Here is a 14,862-nt window from a genome sequence, read left to right as displayed (position 1 = left end):
GCTACCGCTAAATCATTGCGGTAAAAGCTTTGGGGGGTGGTGACTTTTAGTCACCACCCCCCAAAGCTATCAGTACCGAACTAGGCGAAAGCCTTCTCCATTAGCTCGGCGTTCTCCGCTTTGTGCAACTTGGAATTGCCGGCTGCCGGAGAGGCCGCTTCGGGTCGGGAAGCTACTTGCAGACTCTTGCCGATAGCTCCGGTAAGGTGCAAGGCCATAAATGGCCAGGGACCTTGGTTTTCTGGTTCATCCTGTACCCAGGTGAGCGGCAAATCTCCCCAGGTGTTTAGAACTTCTTGCAGCTCGGCTACCGGGAGCGGATACAGCTGCTCTAGGCGAACAATCGCGGTATCGAAACGTTCGCGCTTTGCCCGCTCTTTTACCAAGTCATAGTAGACTCGTCCGCTACACAGTAATACTCGGGAAGGCTGACTTACCCGCTCGTCTACTTCGCCGATAACCGGCTTGAATTCCCCGGAAATGAAATCTTCTACCGGGGAAGCTGCCGCTGCTAAACGCAACAACTGCTTCGGTTCGAAGGCAATCAAGGGTTTACGTGGACGCTTATAGGCTTGCGCGCGTAGCATATGGAAGTTATTCGCCGGATTTGAGGGCTGACATACCCACATATTTTCTTGGGCGCACAGTTGCAGGTACCGCTCTATGCGTGCCGAAGAATGGTCTGGGCCTTGCCCCTCATATCCGTGTGGCAATAGCATTACCACTCCCGAACGTTCATTCCACTTTTGGAAAGAAGAAGAAACGAACTCGTCGGTAACCGCTTGGCCACAGTTCGCAAAGTCCCCGAACTGGGCTTCCCACAGCACCAAGGTTTCGGGAGATTCCACTGAATAGCCGTATTCGAAAGCTAGCGGAGCATACTCGGACAGTGGAGAGTTGAAGGCCTGGAAAGTTGCTTGCTCCTCAGTCAAGAAATTCAACGGTGTCCATTCGCGCCCATTTTCATAGTCGTGAATTACCGCGTGACGATGGGAGAACGTACCGCGACGCGAATCTTGCCCGCCGAGACGAACATTAGTGCCTTCCATTACTAGCGAACCATAGGCCAACATTTCGCCCATTCCCCAGTCGATCTTGCCTTCGCGCGACATGACTTCTCGCTTTTGCAGTACCTTCATAATCTTGGGGTGGGGGGTGAAATTCTGCGGCACCCGTACCTGGGATTGACCAATCCGCTCTACCTCTTCGCGAGTGATTGCCGAGGTCCAGCCGAGCATCATCCCTTGACCGGGTTGCTGGGAGGTAGGCATTACCCAGCGGGTGTCGCCCCCGGGATTAGTGGTGTCATCGTGCTCGGCCGCGTCGAACTCCTTCTTTTCCCGGGTCTCCTGGAAAATCTTATTCAGATCGTCATGGTATTCCTGTAAGGCTTCTTGGGCTTTTTCTTCGCTCAGATCTCCGCGCCCAATCAAGTTACGGGTATAAACCTCGCGCGTGGTGGGAAGGCTATCGATCAAGGAATAAAGCACCGGCTGGGTCATGGAGGGGTCATCGCCCTCGTTATGTCCGCGCCGACGGTAACAGACCATATCGATGATTACGTCTTTATGGAACTCTTGCCTAAAGTCAAAGGCTAGCTTGGCGGCCTTCACCACATCCTGCGGGTAATCCCCATTAACGTGGAAAATTGGAACTTGCAGACCTTTAGCTAAATCGGTGCAGTACCGGGTAGAACGCCCCGAAGTCGGCCCGGTAGTAAAACCGATCTGGTTATTTACAATAATGTGCACGGTGCCACCAGTACGGTAACCGCGCAACTGAGACATATTCAGGGTTTCCTGCACCACGCCCTCACCAATAAAAGCGGCATCACCGTGGATAAGAATTGGCATTACCTGGCTTTCCGCATCTTTTCCACCCCCTAAGCGATCTTGCTTAGCGCGAGTGATACCTTCGGTAACCCCATTGGCCGCCTCCAGGTGGGAGGGATTAGCGGTCAGGGATACCAGCACCCCTTCGCCCTCGTCAGCGGAATAAATACCCTCGGTGCCTAGGTGGTATTTGACGTCCCCAGAACCTTGGGTCGAGTTCGGATCCAGATAGCCTTCAAATTCGGAGAAAATCTGACCATAAGATTTACCGGCCACATTAGACAGCACGTTCAACCGGCCACGGTGAGCCATCCCGATAGTGATTTCTTTTACCCCAGTCCGGGAAGCACTAGATAGCATCTTGTCTAGCAACGGAATCAGGGATTCTGCGCCTTCTAGCGAGAAGCGTTTTTGCCCCACGTATTTGGTTTGCAGGAATGTCTCGAAAGCTTCGGCATGATTGAGCATACTGAGCACATGCATCTGCTCATCTTTTGAAAGCTTCTTTGTGGGTTTTTCAATGCGGCTTTGTACCCAGCGACGCTGAACCGGGTCTTGAATATGCATATATTCGATCCCGATAGCCTGAGTATAGGTAGCGCGCAGCTGCTCTAACAGATCCCGCAAGTTCATAGTGTCGCGGCCGGCGAAACCACCGGTAGGAAAGACGCGATCCAGATCCCATACGCTCAGTCCATAAGATCCGATAGAAAGATCCGGGTGGCGGCGCAGGATTTGCTGCAGAGGATCCGTATTGGCGGCCAAGTGCCCGCGGGACCGGTAAGCATGAATCAGTTCCGCGATCCGGGCAGGTTTACCTTTTTCGGTTACCTGATCATAGTTGAAATCTCGTTCCCACTGATAAGGTGCATGAGCTACCCCTAAAGTGGAAAACACGCGCTCAAAGAAGCCGTCATGGCCGGTAAGTTTCTGTTCAATAATCCGCAAGAACTCTCCGGAGCCAGCACCTTGAATCACCCGGTGATCGTAGGTGGAAGTCATGGTCATGATTTGCCCAATACCGGCGTTGGCCAGTTGCGAAGGCGAGGCTCCAGCCCATTCGGCCGGGAAGGAGGTAGCGCCGACTCCAATGATTGCCCCTTGGCCAGTCATTAACCGGGGAACCGATTGTTTGGTACCCAAGGTTCCGGGGTTGGTTAAAGTAACGGTTCCTCCCGCAAAATCCGCAGGTTTTAGGGAGCCGGCACGCGTCCTCTTAACTAGATCCTCGTAGGCGTCAATGAATTGCCGAAAGTTTAGAGTATCGGCCTTGTGTACCACTGGAACCATTAGCGAGCGGGAACCATCTTCCTTGGGAAGATCGATCGCTAGTCCAAAACCGACGTGCGCAAACTTGCGGATGCAGCCGTGGCCGTCCTCGTCCTTTTCAAAGCGGACGTTCATGGACGGCATTTCGACTAGCGCCTCAATAATGGCGTAACCGATTAGGTGGGTGAAAGACACCTTACCGCCGGTAGTGGCCGCCAAATGGGTATTTATTACTTTGCGATTTTCGATTAGCAGTTTGGCAGGAATCTCGCGGGCAGAAGTGGCGGTGGGAATCTGCAGTGATTCATCCATATTCTTAACTACCGCTTTAGCTACCCCACGGAGGCGCTCTACCGTATCTTCCTCGTCACTGTCACCTGCTGGGCCTAGATCTAGAGCCGTTTTCCGGGCGACATAGGGAGAGGTCGGTTCGGAGGCGGCCACCGGGGGAGCGGGAGGCAAATCGGAACGAGTTACGTCCCGGGCACTTACCGCTAAGCCGGTTCCCGTCACCTTGTGAGGCTGCTTTTCTTGGGGGTCTGGCTCTTTTATCTGCTCATTGCGTGCCTCCAAAGCGGAGAAGTATTCTCTCCAGTCTTCGGGAACCGACAGGGGGTCGGCGCAATATTTGTCATAAAGATCATCGATGATCTCCTGGTTGATCGGGCTTACCGACTGATCCATTTGATCTTCCGAATTGGGCATGGCGCTTCCTTTTCTGGATGGTGACGGATTATCCAATAAGATACTAAGCCTATTTAGTTCGAAAGTCCTAGCATTTCTCTCGATATTGAGAGAGTTTATGTAGACTTTACTAATGTTGGTGCATTGCTATTAAAATAGCTTACGAATTGCCTACTTGAAGAGGTGTTTGTGGTATGTCCTCCCCGGATTTGATGATGGTGGTGTAGTTGCCTGATAGCGTTTATTACCTGTTAATGGTGCTTTTGGGGGTCTTACTGACGATCGGTACCGCCCTGTTTGTGGCGGCCGAATTCTCTATGCTGGCTCTCGACCCCACCCAAGTCGAAGAGAGGGTGAAACGGAAAGAAAAGGGAGCCGCCGGAGTCCTAAAAGCTTTGCAGCATTTGTCTACCCAGCTTTCAGGGGCGCAAGTGGGAATTACTCTCACTACCATCCTGTTGGGTTACACTACGCAGACTGCGCTTACCTCTTTGTTTGCGCAGCTATTACAGGACATAAAACTGGCGGCCTCCCTGGCCACGGCCATTGCGGTGGTGGTAGCTCTAATACTGGTCAACGCCTTTTCTATGGTGTTTGGGGAACTGTTCCCCAAAAACCTGGCGTTAGCTAAACCTTTCGAAGTTGCCCGGGTGGTAACTCCCCTCCAACGCGGTTTTACCGTCGTATTTAAGCCGATAATCACGCTTCTAAACGGGATATCTAACCAGGTGGTGCGGGCTTTGGGGGTAGAACCTTTAGAACAGTTATCCTCGGCGCGTTCAGCTTCGGAACTAACGGCGATGGTTCGGCATAGCGCCGAAGCCGGTACCTTAGACTTATCTACCGCCACGATTTTTACCCGCTCCGTAGGGTTAGGTAGGCTCTGTGCTCGCGACGTGATGACTGACCGGAGACGAATGGAGTCTTTAGAGGCTTGGCAAAGCGCCGAGGACGTGGTGGAGCTATCGCGGCGTACCGGGCACTCTCGATTCCCGGTTATAGGCGAGGACGCCGATGACGTCCTCGGGCTGGTGCATTTACGTCGCGCAGTGGCGGTACCTTTTACAAAAAGACAAAACGTACCAGTTACTGCCCAGTCTCTCCTGGTTAAGGCACTACGCGTTCCCGAAACCGTCAGGCTCGCACCGCTGCTAGTGCAATTGCGGGAAGCTGATCTGCAAATGGCGATTGTGGTTGATGAATACGGCGGTACCTGCGGCGTTGTGACTCTAGAGGATGTAGTGGAAGAAATCGTGGGAGAAGTGGCTGACGAACACGACTTACGCCGGCGCGGTATCCGTCTCGAGGGTGATAATAAGTGGTTGGTAGATGGGACATTGCGCCCTGATGAAATAGCTGACCGGATCGAGGTGCTGCTGCCAGATGATGGCCCTTATGAAACTATTGCCGGTTTGATCTTGGTCGTTGCCGGTAAGATTCCCCAGGTGGGTCAGAGCTATAAGGTGCGCGGTTATGTCTTGACAGTGGCAAAAATGGAGGGACGCCGGATTGAGAAAGTGCTGATTAGTAGCGTTAATTCCACTCCGGTAGCTCGCCCTGCAACGAAACTGACCGGGCAGGATCCTCGTAAAGGCGGCGAAGGAAATGTCTGATTGGTTGGCACTGATAATCGCGGTAGCGTTACTGGCCGCAAACGCGTTTTTCGTGGCCGGAGAGTTTGCTGTCACCTCCACCCGGAGCTCGCAAATTGAGCCTTTGGCTGCGCAAGGTAAACGGGGAACGAAAGCAGCGCTATGGGCGGTAGAGCATGTTTCCCTGGTTTTAGCGGTAAGCCAATTGGGGATTACCTTAGCTTCTACCGGATTAGGTGCCGTAGCCGAGCCAGCTTTAGCGCATTTAATCGCGCGTCCGCTAGATTTCTTCGGAGTATCGCCCTCGCTTACCCACCCCATCGCCTTCGTGTTAGCGCTGATAATCGTGGTATTTTTACATATCGTTTTGGGAGAAATGATCCCCAAGAATCTCACGGTAGCCACCTCGGTGCGGGTCTGTCTGGTCATTTCTCCGCATTTGGTACGGATTGCTCGGGCATTACGTCCTATTGTGCACGCCCTCGACGAGAGCGCTAACTGGTTCGTGAAAATGCTAGGGATAACCCCCCGTTCGGAAGTTTCTCAGTCTTTCACTATTGAAGAAGTGGCGGCGATTGTCGCAAAATCCACCGCTGCCGGAACCTTGCGTGATGATTTGGGATTATTGTCTGGAACCCTGGAGTTTTCTAAAGAGGACGTGCGTTCAGCGATGGTTCCGCGCTCGCAACTAGTTACTTTGGACTGGCCACTAAGTGCCGCTGACTTTGAAGCTGAAGTGGCCAAAACCGGGTTTTCTCGTTTCCCGATTAGTGATGAATCCGGTGACTTGCAAGGGTATTTGCATCTAAAAGATGTTATTTTCGCTGATTCTAGCGCTGCTCGCCAGGCGCCTCTGGAATCATGGCGAGTTCGGGTTCTCCCGGAAGTTTCCCCTGAAGAAGAAGTAGAGGACGCATTACGAGTTATGCAAAAAACCGGGGTTCACCTGGCTAAAGTCAACGAGAACGGGCAAACCATTGGGGCTATTTTCTTAGAAGATATCTTGGAAGAATTAGTGGGAGAAGTCCGCGACACTATGCAGCGCAGCGAAAACTAACTCTGCCCCGGGTGGCATCGACGCGGAATGGAGTTTTTCCTGCCAACTGATAGTCGAGCTGTTTAAGTGGCAAATCAACCTGCTCTGGATAAATCGTTATAAATTCGTTATTATTTCAGAGTTAGTTATTTTCTGGAGGAACAGCAAATGGCCGAGTCGGTTACCCGGCGGCGCTCTCGGGGCGCCGAACGGAGGAGAAGACGACGCTTTCAACGCTACGCTGCGGTTCCTCGGGCGCTGGTGATTCTGGCTTTAGCAGCAGTTACTATTATTGCGCCGCTGACGGGATTTGTGCAGGCTGATAAGCCCGGCTCGATGATCGCCCACGTGCTATCTCTGCAGACTGACGGAGAAAGCTGGGCGGGAAGTGCCCACTCTCTCGAGGCAGTAGATTCCGAAGAAGGATTGGTCCCCGTACCGGCTGCCGGTACTCGGGCTCGGATCTTAAGTGCGGATCCCCAATGTCAGTTTTCAAATGTGGGATCGGGCAACCGAGCTACTCAAACTATGTCTAACGAAGGCGCGATTCTTTTCCCGTTGCAGCGGGGAGTCTTTCATCAATCTTCGCCCTTTGGAAACCGTATCCACCCGATATCGGGCATCTTGAAACTGCATACGGGAACGGATTTTGCCGCTCCCTCGGGTACCCCGATCCATTCCCTAACCGATGGGGTAGTAGATTTTGTCGGTCCTATGGGTGGGGGAGGCAATACGGTGCGGGTTAAGCATATTATCGATGGGGAAACTGTTTACTCCCAATACAAACACATGCTTCCGGGATCTTTTGCGGTGAGCGTGGGACAAAAGGTTAAGGCGGGAGATCAGTTGGGGGCAGTGGGCTCTACGGGGAACTCTACCGGCAATCATCTGCACTTTGAGATCATGCCCGGCAATGAAAACAATTATATTGATCCCGTTCCCTGGCTCGAATCCCATCATTTCCGCTACCTGGGGCAAAAATGCGAATAACTCCCCAAATTATTGCCCATAGAGGTGGAGGCGGAGAAACCCTGGAGAACACTCGCGAATCCATCGGCTATGCATTTGCTCAAAAGGTAAGCCGCTATGAAACCGATGTCCGGGCTCTTAAAGATGGCACCGTGGTGCTACAACACGATGCCCAGTTAACAACCCCTTGGGGTGATCCGCGTAAAGTTGGAGAGCTTACTTCCCAAGAATTCTTTGCGCTCCGCGGACCGGAACGGCAGCACCCGATTTCGCTAAAAGCCGCCCTCGAAGATTTCCCTACCTTAGCCTATAACGTTGATATCAAAGAGCCGCGCGCCCTTCCGGGAGCTTTACAGGTAGTTAACGCTGCAGATGCCTGGGAGCGAGTAGTTTTTTCTTCGTTTTCCTCCCGCACTTTAGCGAAGCTGCGAAAAAGTCACCCGGGGGCGCAAACCTGTTTATCTCCAGTTGAAGTAGTACAGGCGTTTATCGCCGCCCACAGCGCCAGTAAGCGGCACTTTAATTCCGCCGGTGCTTTTGCTCAGGTGCCCCTCAAATGGAAAGGCATCACCGTGGTAGATCGCGTTTTTGTCTCCTGGTGTCACAGCCAAGGAATTAAAGTAGAACCTTGGACAATTAATGAGGAAACTGAGATGTTACAGCTGGCAGACCTGGGTGTAGATGCCATCATGACTGATTATCCCGCGATTGCCAAAGCTGCAATTAATGCCCGCTCAGCTTACTTACCCTGATACGCTTAGGGCATGAAAATACATGTTGCATGCGATCACGCCGCATTTGAATTAAAAGAAGCTCTAGTCAGTCACCTTCAGGAAAAAGGCTTAGAGGTAATTGATCACGGATCTAAGGAATACGATGCTGAGGACGACTATCCCAATACTTGTATTCCTTGCGCCGAAGCAGTCCTAGCAGACAAAGGAGCTTTAGGGGTAGTTTTAGGAGGCTCCGGTAACGGCGAACAGATGGCCGCTAACTGTGTTAAAGGGATTCGCGCTGCCTTGGCTTGGAGCCTGGAGACTGCCAAACTTGCCCGGATGCACAATAATGCCCAAATCGTGGCGGTAGGTGCGCGCATGCATGAAGTGCCAGAGGCCTTAGCAATAATTGATGCGTTTATTGCGGAGCCTTTCACGGGGGAGCAGCGGCACCAGCGGCGCATTGACCTAATGGATAAATACGAGCAAGAAAACTAGACGCCGTGCCAACCAGGTAGATATCCCGCCGCGAACGGATGGCGGCGAAAATAGCTAATACGAATAACTAGGGGCGGGGATCGGATCTTTGGTGTCCGATCCCCGCCCCTATCAGGATCAGTGATTAATGCTTGACTAAAGAGTAGACCTGCTGAGCGATGGCAAGCTCCTCATTAGTGGGAATCACCAGCACTTTTACTGTAGATTCTGGGGTAGAAATAATTGCTTCGCGGGTAAAATGTTCCTCGTTGAGCTCCTGGTCGATTTTAACTCCCATAAAGGCCAGACTTCTGCACAGTTCCCACCGAACTCCCGGATCGTTTTCACCCACTCCGGCAGTGAAAGTTAGGGCATCTAGCCCCCCGAGCAGCGCCCAGTAGGCTCCCACATATTTCAAGAGGCGATGCAGATAGATTTCCATGGCCATCTCGGCCTGCTCATCGCCGGCCTCGATCAACTTCCAAATCTCGCGCATATCGTTATGGCCAGTTAGACCTTTCATACCTGAGCGGCGGTTGAAGAGTTCATCAATTTCGTCGATGCTCATCTCAGCCTCGCGGTAGAGCTGGAAAACTGCAGCCGGATCAATATCGCCGGTGCGACCTCCCATCACCAAGCCTTCCAGGGGGGTCAGTCCCATCGAAGTGTCAATAGGATGGTGGCGCACAATCGCGGAAGCAGAGGCACCATTTCCCAGGTGCAACACAATCTGTTTCAAATCGTCAGTTCCCAAAATGGAACGCACTCGCTGGGAAACATACTGGTGGGAGGTACCGTGGGCGCCGTAACGGCGAATCCGGTACTTTTCGGCGACTGATCGTTTCAAGGCATAAGTGTAGGCCTTTTCAGGCAGGTGATTAAAGAATGCCGTGTCAAATACGGCTACATGCGGAACCTTCGGCAAAATCCGCTTGGCGGCATCAATCCCCTTTAAGTGCGCCGGGTTATGCAGAGGGCCAAGGGGACATAGTTCTTCGATCAAACCGTAAACGTCTTTATCGATTACTGCCGGTCCAGAAAAATAGGGGCCGCCTTGCACAATCCGGTGTCCGACACCCACTACCTGAGACTCTTGCAGAGACGGACCGATCTTTTCGAATAGTTCTTCGACGATCGCCATCCCCTCGAGGTGGTCGCGTACTGAGCGAACCATCTTCTCTTCCACGTCGTGATATACATGCTTGATCCGGCTGCGCTCTTCGCCGATTTGCTCAACGATTCCTCGGGCTATCTCTTCACCGGTGTCTGGATTCATCAGCTTATATTTAATGGATGAAGATCCAGAATTGATTACTAGAATAGTATCGTTTTCCACGCCCTTTTCCTCCTTTGGGGGACTTATCCCTGCGCCTGAACTGCAGTAATAATGATGGTGTTAACTATATCCTCTATCAAGGCGCCGCGTGAGAGGTCGTTGACGGGCTTATTTAACCCCTGCAGGATTGGCCCCACGGCTACGGCTCCTGAGGTGCGTTGCACCGCTTTATATACGCAGTTTCCAACATCGAGGTGGTTGAACACAAATACGTTAGCCTGTCCCGCTACCGGCGAAGTAGGGCATTTCTTTGCTGCCACGGTTTTATCGATAGCGGCATCGAATTGCAAGGGGCCATCGACTGCTAATTCCGGGTGATTCTCTTTGACTATCTGGGTAGCTTGCAACACTTTTTCCACGGTTTCTCCGCTGCCAGAATCCCCAGTCGAATAGGAGATGAGCGCGACCTTGGGGTCAATACCGAACTGGGAGGCAGTGTTGGCGCTCGAGGCAGCAATATCGGCGAGCTGGTCGGCATTAGGGTCAATCGAAACTGCGCAATCGGCGTAGAGATGAGCGTGATCGGAAAATAGCATTAGGAAAGCCCCGGACACGGTCGAAACCTCTGGCTTGGTTTTTATGATTTGGAGGGCGGGGCGAATGGTATTAGCGGTGGTATGACAAGCTCCCGACACCATCCCGTCCGCGTCACCACTTTCGATCATCATAGTCCCAAAATAGGCGGAATCCTGTAATAGTTGCCGGGCTTTTTCTATGGTGACGCCTTTATGGGCTCGCAGCTCGGCAAGCCGGGAAGCATATTTGTCTAGTCGTTCCTTATCACGCAGCGATACTACTTGTATGCCGTCTAAATCTAGGTGCAGTTCTTTTGCGCGGGAGGAAATCTGTGCCTCCTCACCTAGCAGGATAATATTCGCTGCCGAAAGCTTTAGGATTTGCGCGGCAGCCTGCAAGACGCGGTCATCCTCAGATTCAGGTAACACGATAGTACGTGGGGCAGCTTTCGCGCGCTCGGTCAACCTGCCCTGGAAGGCCAGGGGAGGGATCGCGGGACGCGGCGCATTTTTTAAAGTCGGCGCTAACTTAGCTAGATCTTCCGCGCTTACCTCACTACCGCTGAATGCAATTACCGGCGCATGTTCGAGGGAAACCGAAGGGGTAAAACTAGCGTTGACCAAAATAGTGGCTACGGGAGTTCCCCCTGCTTGGGAGGCATTAAACGCCATGATGTGTCCGGATTGAACTGCTGCTTCCTCATCCATCCCGGAAGCATCAATTAGCAAAATCATGGGGGCGAGCAGGTGGGAGGCAGCGCGCGCATGTACGGAGGCAATGTCTATCCCGGGGAAAGTCGTGGTAAAGGAACCATCGTAGAGGGCCGGGACGGAAACCGGGAAAGCGTTAATTAGCTTTTGGGCAGCTGGTTTTGATTTTAAAACCCAATCTTGGGGCTCGGGCAATCCGCTTTGAAATACCGGTTGAACCGGCAGGTTTCCCAGCAGCTGCGTTAAGGCCGCAGTAATGGTTTTGGTATTGATATTTGCCTGCAGGGGCGCCAGATAATAGGAGCTTGCCATTGCCGTTTGTTTCCTTCCAATCCTTTCAAAACTGTCCACCCCTAGACTACCAGGTCAATTAATGCTCAAGTAAAAGTAATGTGTAAGTTTTTGATCATTGGTGAAAAAGTTTTTTTGGGTTGGCGGCACCTAGGGTAATAATTTCCCGCTATGCTGGAATACGTGAATGAATCAAGTCCTGACTGGGTACGCCCCGTCCTCGTATTCGATATGGGTGCGCAAACCGCACAGTTGATTGCGCGGCGGGTGCGGGAAGCCCATGTATATTCCGAAATTGTCTCTCCTAAGCTTTCTGCCGAGCAGATTCTGGCGCGCAAACCGCTGGCTTTAATCGTTTCCGGAGGCCCACATTCGGTCTATAGAGACGGCTCTCCTCATATTGATCCGCAGCTTCTAGAAAGCGGAGTTCCGATCCTGGGAATTTGCTACGGCTTCCAGATGCTCACCCAGATGTTGGGGGGTGAAGTTGCCAGCGCCGGACGTCACGAATACGGCAAAGCCGAAGCTAAAGTTGCTGCCGACTGCCCCCTATTCGCTGATACCCCCGCTGAACAAGTGGTATGGATGTCTCACAATGATGAGGCCAAAGTGCTGCCGGCAAGGGCAAAAGTGGTGGCCAGTTCGTTTGGTGCCCAAATAGCAGCCTTCGAAATTGAGGGCAGACCCATTTGGGGAGTGCAATGGCATCCCGAGGTGCGCCACAGTGAATACGGCAGCCAATTAATCAAGAATTTCCTGTTTAATGCTGCCGGGCTTGAGCCAAACTGGGATCCAGAGTCCATTAAGGAACACGAAATCCGCCAGATTCGGGAAAAGGTCGGGAATGCCCGAGTGATCTGCGGGCTATCTGGCGGAGTCGACTCTTCAGTCGCCGCCGCCCTGGTACATCGCGCCGTGGGCGATCAACTTACCTGTATCTTCGTAGACCACGGTCTGCTGCGGGAAGGGGAACGCGAACAAGTCGAGCGTGACTATGCGGCCTCTAGTGGCGTCAAGATCGTCACGGTAGATGAATCCGAACGTTTCCTAAAGGCGCTGGCCGGAGTGAAAGAACCGGAACAAAAACGCAAGATTATCGGCCGGGAATTCATTCGGGCCTTCGAGGACGCCCAACGCGCCCTCGTAAAACAAGCCGGCGAAGCCGGAGAAGAAATAAAGTTCTTGGTGCAAGGAACCCTATATCCGGACGTTGTGGAATCGGGCGGGGGAGAAGGATCCGCCAATATCAAGTCTCACCACAACGTGGGAGGATTGCCAGAGGATCTCTCGTTCGAGTTGATCGAGCCTTTGCGTACTCTCTTTAAGGACGAGGTACGCGCGCTAGGGATAGAGCTAGGTTTGCCAGAGAATCTGGTGTGGCGCCAGCCGTTCCCCGGTCCTGGCTTGGGCGTGCGGATCTTAGGGGAGCTCACCAAAGAGAACCTAGCTATTTTGCGGGCTGCTGACCGGATAGTCCGCGAGGAGCTAACCGCTGCGGGGCTAGATCGCCAGATTTGGCAATGCCCGGTGGTGTTGCTGGCAGATGTACGTAGCGTCGGGGTACAAGGCGATGCCCGCACCTATGGGCATCCGATCGTGATTCGCCCGGTAGTAACCGAGGACGCGATGACGGCCGACTGGTTCCGCTTGCCGTACGACGTGCTGGAGCGGATTTCTAACCGCATTACCGGGGATGTTCCCGAGATCAACCGGGTGGTGCTAGATTGCACCTCCAAGCCCCCAGGGACCATCGAGTGGGAATAACCGAAATCGGCTATTAAGCATTCTTCCCTCAGTGATTAGTGTGCCGCTGAGGGCAGGTATCGGTTGACTCTGGCCAAAGTTTTGACCTTTTTTTGGTGCTCAAAGAAATGGGTTAGTCATACCGGTTTCGCTCAACCCTCCTTTAGATTTTTACAATGCTAGAATTTGCATATTGCAACAATTTGAAAGGAAATACATTGAGTAACTCACCCCATTTCCAACCTGATGAAGAAGCTCAGCAACCAGACGGATATGAAACTAGGTTGGCTTCTAGTACCAGCTCTGGTTCCGAGAACAGCTCATTTTCTCCCGCAGCCGGCTCCTCACAGCCATCAGCCCCTGCTAATGGGGCACAACCCCCGCTTCCGCCTGCTCCGCCAGCGGGGATGAATCCGCCATATTCGTCAGGAGGATATCCGCAACCGGTGCCTACCGCTGGGTATCCGCCTTATCCGCCGCAAGGTATGGTCGGTATGCCACAGACACTTCCTCCGTCAGCTTCGGTACCTCAGGGAGAAATGGTGGGGTATCCCCAGGCTGGCTATCCGCCCGCGAATCCGGCAGCGATGCAGTCTCCTTATGTTGCTAACCTCCCCGGTTATCAGCAACCCCAAAAAACACCCAATGATTTTGTACTTGCTTTGAAAGCTATTTGGCCTACTTTTGTGGCTATGCACAAATCTGAGGGGCAACTTCGGGTAAAAGCCAACTCTCAGTTGAAACACTGGTGGTGGGTAATTACGCTGCTGTTTTCCCTATTGGCGGGGCTCAGCGCCTCCGTGCTGGTAGCACGCAGCGGCGATATCTTCTCCGGAGGATTTTTCGGCGGCTCGGGATTTGGTGCCTATAGCATTTTATATTTCGGGTATTGGTTCCTTTGCTTCTTCGTATTCACTCTGGTGGCATTTGCGGCCGTTATTCTGCGGGCGGCATTAGCATTAGCTGCCGCTCGCACCAAGCAAAGTAGCATCACCTTCACTCAAGTAGCTTCCATAGTGGCAACGGGGCTGGTCATGCCCTCGTTCGCGCTGGCGCTAATATTCTTGATTTCCCTGCTACCGATTCCGGTTTTGCCACTGATATTGATAGTGATCCTCCAAGTACTGTTATCGGCCGCCTTCTTGATTATGGAGCTATTGATCTTCGGAGGCTTAAAAGAACTGTATCCGCAAGATAAAAGCCCGGAGATGCGGCATACCGTTTTCTATATCATCTGGACAATTTGCGTTTCCCTCGTAATTGGGGCACTTGCGGTTCCTACCGCGACCTATGCCGTCCACTCCAGCGCGAAAGCTGCGATAGAAGATACAGTGCAACAGCAAGTAGACCAGCTGGAAGATCTCAAGGGACTGTTCAATCAGTAGTGCCTGATCGGGTGCGTCCTTAGACGGAACTAGGGCATCAGGATTATTAAATCGGGGTTTCCGCTTGAACTTAACTGGCGGAAACCCCGATTTTTCACTAAAAGCTACTCGGAGCTCGAAAATGTCCCCATTAGCCTGGCATCGCCTCAGCTACCCACTTCGGAGCGGTGAATAGCGATTCCGCGACACTCCGCAATTCTGCCAGGGTCTGGCAGAATTGCCTGCTCTATAGCGAAGAGTAAGAATCGTGATAGTCGCTGATTTCAAACCCTTTAATTGACATTTCTGCTATCAAGTCGGGGCTAC

General features: G+C 52.6%; 10 protein-coding genes. 7 read left to right on the top strand and 3 right to left on the bottom strand.

Going from position 1 to position 14,862, the window contains the following annotated elements; translation table 11 throughout:
* Nucleotides 1-80: 80 nt before the first annotated feature.
* Complete coding sequence (locus tag ACZ5BI_RS04890; RefSeq protein ID WP_464895751.1) at nt 81-3,806, bottom strand: multifunctional oxoglutarate decarboxylase/oxoglutarate dehydrogenase thiamine pyrophosphate-binding subunit/dihydrolipoyllysine-residue succinyltransferase subunit; 3,726 nt, start codon at nt 3,804-3,806, stop codon at nt 81-83.
* A gap of 206 nt (nt 3,807-4,012) precedes the next feature.
* Here ACZ5BI_RS04890 and ACZ5BI_RS04885 point away from each other — a divergent pair, with 206 nt between their 5' ends.
* From ACZ5BI_RS04885 to ACZ5BI_RS04865, 5 genes are all read left to right on the top strand, one after another.
* The gene (locus tag ACZ5BI_RS04885) at nt 4,013-5,398 is read left to right on the top strand and encodes a hemolysin family protein (RefSeq protein ID WP_464895750.1); all 1,386 of its coding nucleotides are present in this window, start codon (nt 4,013-4,015) and stop codon (nt 5,396-5,398) included.
* Complete coding sequence (locus tag ACZ5BI_RS04880; RefSeq protein WP_278611095.1) at nt 5,391-6,434, top strand: hemolysin family protein; 1,044 nt, start codon at nt 5,391-5,393, stop codon at nt 6,432-6,434. Before ACZ5BI_RS04885 ends, ACZ5BI_RS04880 begins: the two co-directional genes overlap by 8 nt.
* 147 nt (nt 6,435-6,581) lie before the next feature.
* Complete coding sequence (locus ACZ5BI_RS04875; RefSeq protein ID WP_464895749.1) at nt 6,582-7,403, top strand: M23 family metallopeptidase; 822 nt, start codon at nt 6,582-6,584, stop codon at nt 7,401-7,403.
* Nucleotides 7,394-8,134, top strand: a complete 741-nt coding sequence (locus ACZ5BI_RS04870) for a glycerophosphodiester phosphodiesterase family protein (protein WP_464895748.1) — start codon at nt 7,394-7,396, stop codon at nt 8,132-8,134. The genes ACZ5BI_RS04875 and ACZ5BI_RS04870 overlap by 10 nt, the downstream gene beginning before the upstream one ends.
* Nucleotides 8,135-8,146: 12 nt before the next feature.
* A complete protein-coding gene (locus tag ACZ5BI_RS04865) occupies nt 8,147-8,596 on the top strand; it encodes a ribose-5-phosphate isomerase (RefSeq protein WP_024058759.1) in 450 nt (149 codons plus the stop codon).
* A gap of 124 nt (nt 8,597-8,720) precedes the next feature.
* On the opposite strand, the gene ACZ5BI_RS04860 is transcribed toward ACZ5BI_RS04865, so the two are convergent.
* Both ACZ5BI_RS04860 and pta read right to left on the bottom strand, forming a co-directional pair.
* The gene (locus ACZ5BI_RS04860; RefSeq protein ID WP_464895747.1) at nt 8,721-9,911 is read right to left on the bottom strand and encodes an acetate/propionate family kinase; all 1,191 of its coding nucleotides are present in this window, start codon (nt 9,909-9,911) and stop codon (nt 8,721-8,723) included.
* A 23-nt stretch (nt 9,912-9,934) separates the two neighbouring features.
* Nucleotides 9,935-11,449 (bottom strand): phosphate acetyltransferase, encoded by a 1,515-nt coding sequence (gene pta / locus ACZ5BI_RS04855; RefSeq protein ID WP_464896773.1) that lies wholly within the window; start codon nt 11,447-11,449, stop codon nt 9,935-9,937.
* Between the two features lie 210 nt (nt 11,450-11,659).
* On the opposite strand from pta, the gene guaA reads away from it, so the two are divergent.
* Both guaA and ACZ5BI_RS04845 read left to right on the top strand, forming a co-directional pair.
* Nucleotides 11,660-13,192 carry a glutamine-hydrolyzing GMP synthase gene (gene guaA / locus ACZ5BI_RS04850; RefSeq protein ID WP_464896781.1) on the top strand — a complete coding sequence of 511 codons (1,533 nt, stop codon included), beginning with the start codon at nt 11,660-11,662 and terminating at the stop codon, nt 13,190-13,192.
* 197 nt (nt 13,193-13,389) lie between these two features.
* The gene (locus tag ACZ5BI_RS04845; protein WP_464896772.1) at nt 13,390-14,556 is read left to right on the top strand and encodes a hypothetical protein; all 1,167 of its coding nucleotides are present in this window, start codon (nt 13,390-13,392) and stop codon (nt 14,554-14,556) included.
* Nucleotides 14,557-14,862 lie beyond the last annotated feature (306 nt).

It is taken from the genome of Varibaculum sp. GTC20041 (assembly GCF_055387755.1).
This window is presented reverse-complemented; position numbering and strand designations above follow the sequence as displayed.

Bases quoted from the DNA above. Each gene is read 5' to 3' on its own strand.
- pta (WP_464896773.1), bottom strand. From the start codon at position 11,449: ATGGCAAGCTCCTATTATCTGGCGCCCCTGCAGGCAAATATCAATACC.
- guaA (WP_464896781.1), top strand. From the start codon at position 11,660: ATGGGTGCGCAAACCGCACAGTTGATTGCGCGGCGGGTGCGGGAAGCC.
- ACZ5BI_RS04880 (WP_278611095.1), top strand. From the start codon at position 5,391: ATGTCTGATTGGTTGGCACTGATAATCGCGGTAGCGTTACTGGCCGCA.
- ACZ5BI_RS04875 (WP_464895749.1), top strand. From the start codon at position 6,582: ATGGCCGAGTCGGTTACCCGGCGGCGCTCTCGGGGCGCCGAACGGAGG.
- ACZ5BI_RS04865 (WP_024058759.1), top strand. From the start codon at position 8,147: ATGAAAATACATGTTGCATGCGATCACGCCGCATTTGAATTAAAAGAA.
- ACZ5BI_RS04890 (WP_464895751.1), bottom strand. From the start codon at position 3,806: ATGCCCAATTCGGAAGATCAAATGGATCAGTCGGTAAGCCCGATCAAC.
- ACZ5BI_RS04870 (WP_464895748.1), top strand. From the start codon at position 7,394: ATGCGAATAACTCCCCAAATTATTGCCCATAGAGGTGGAGGCGGAGAA.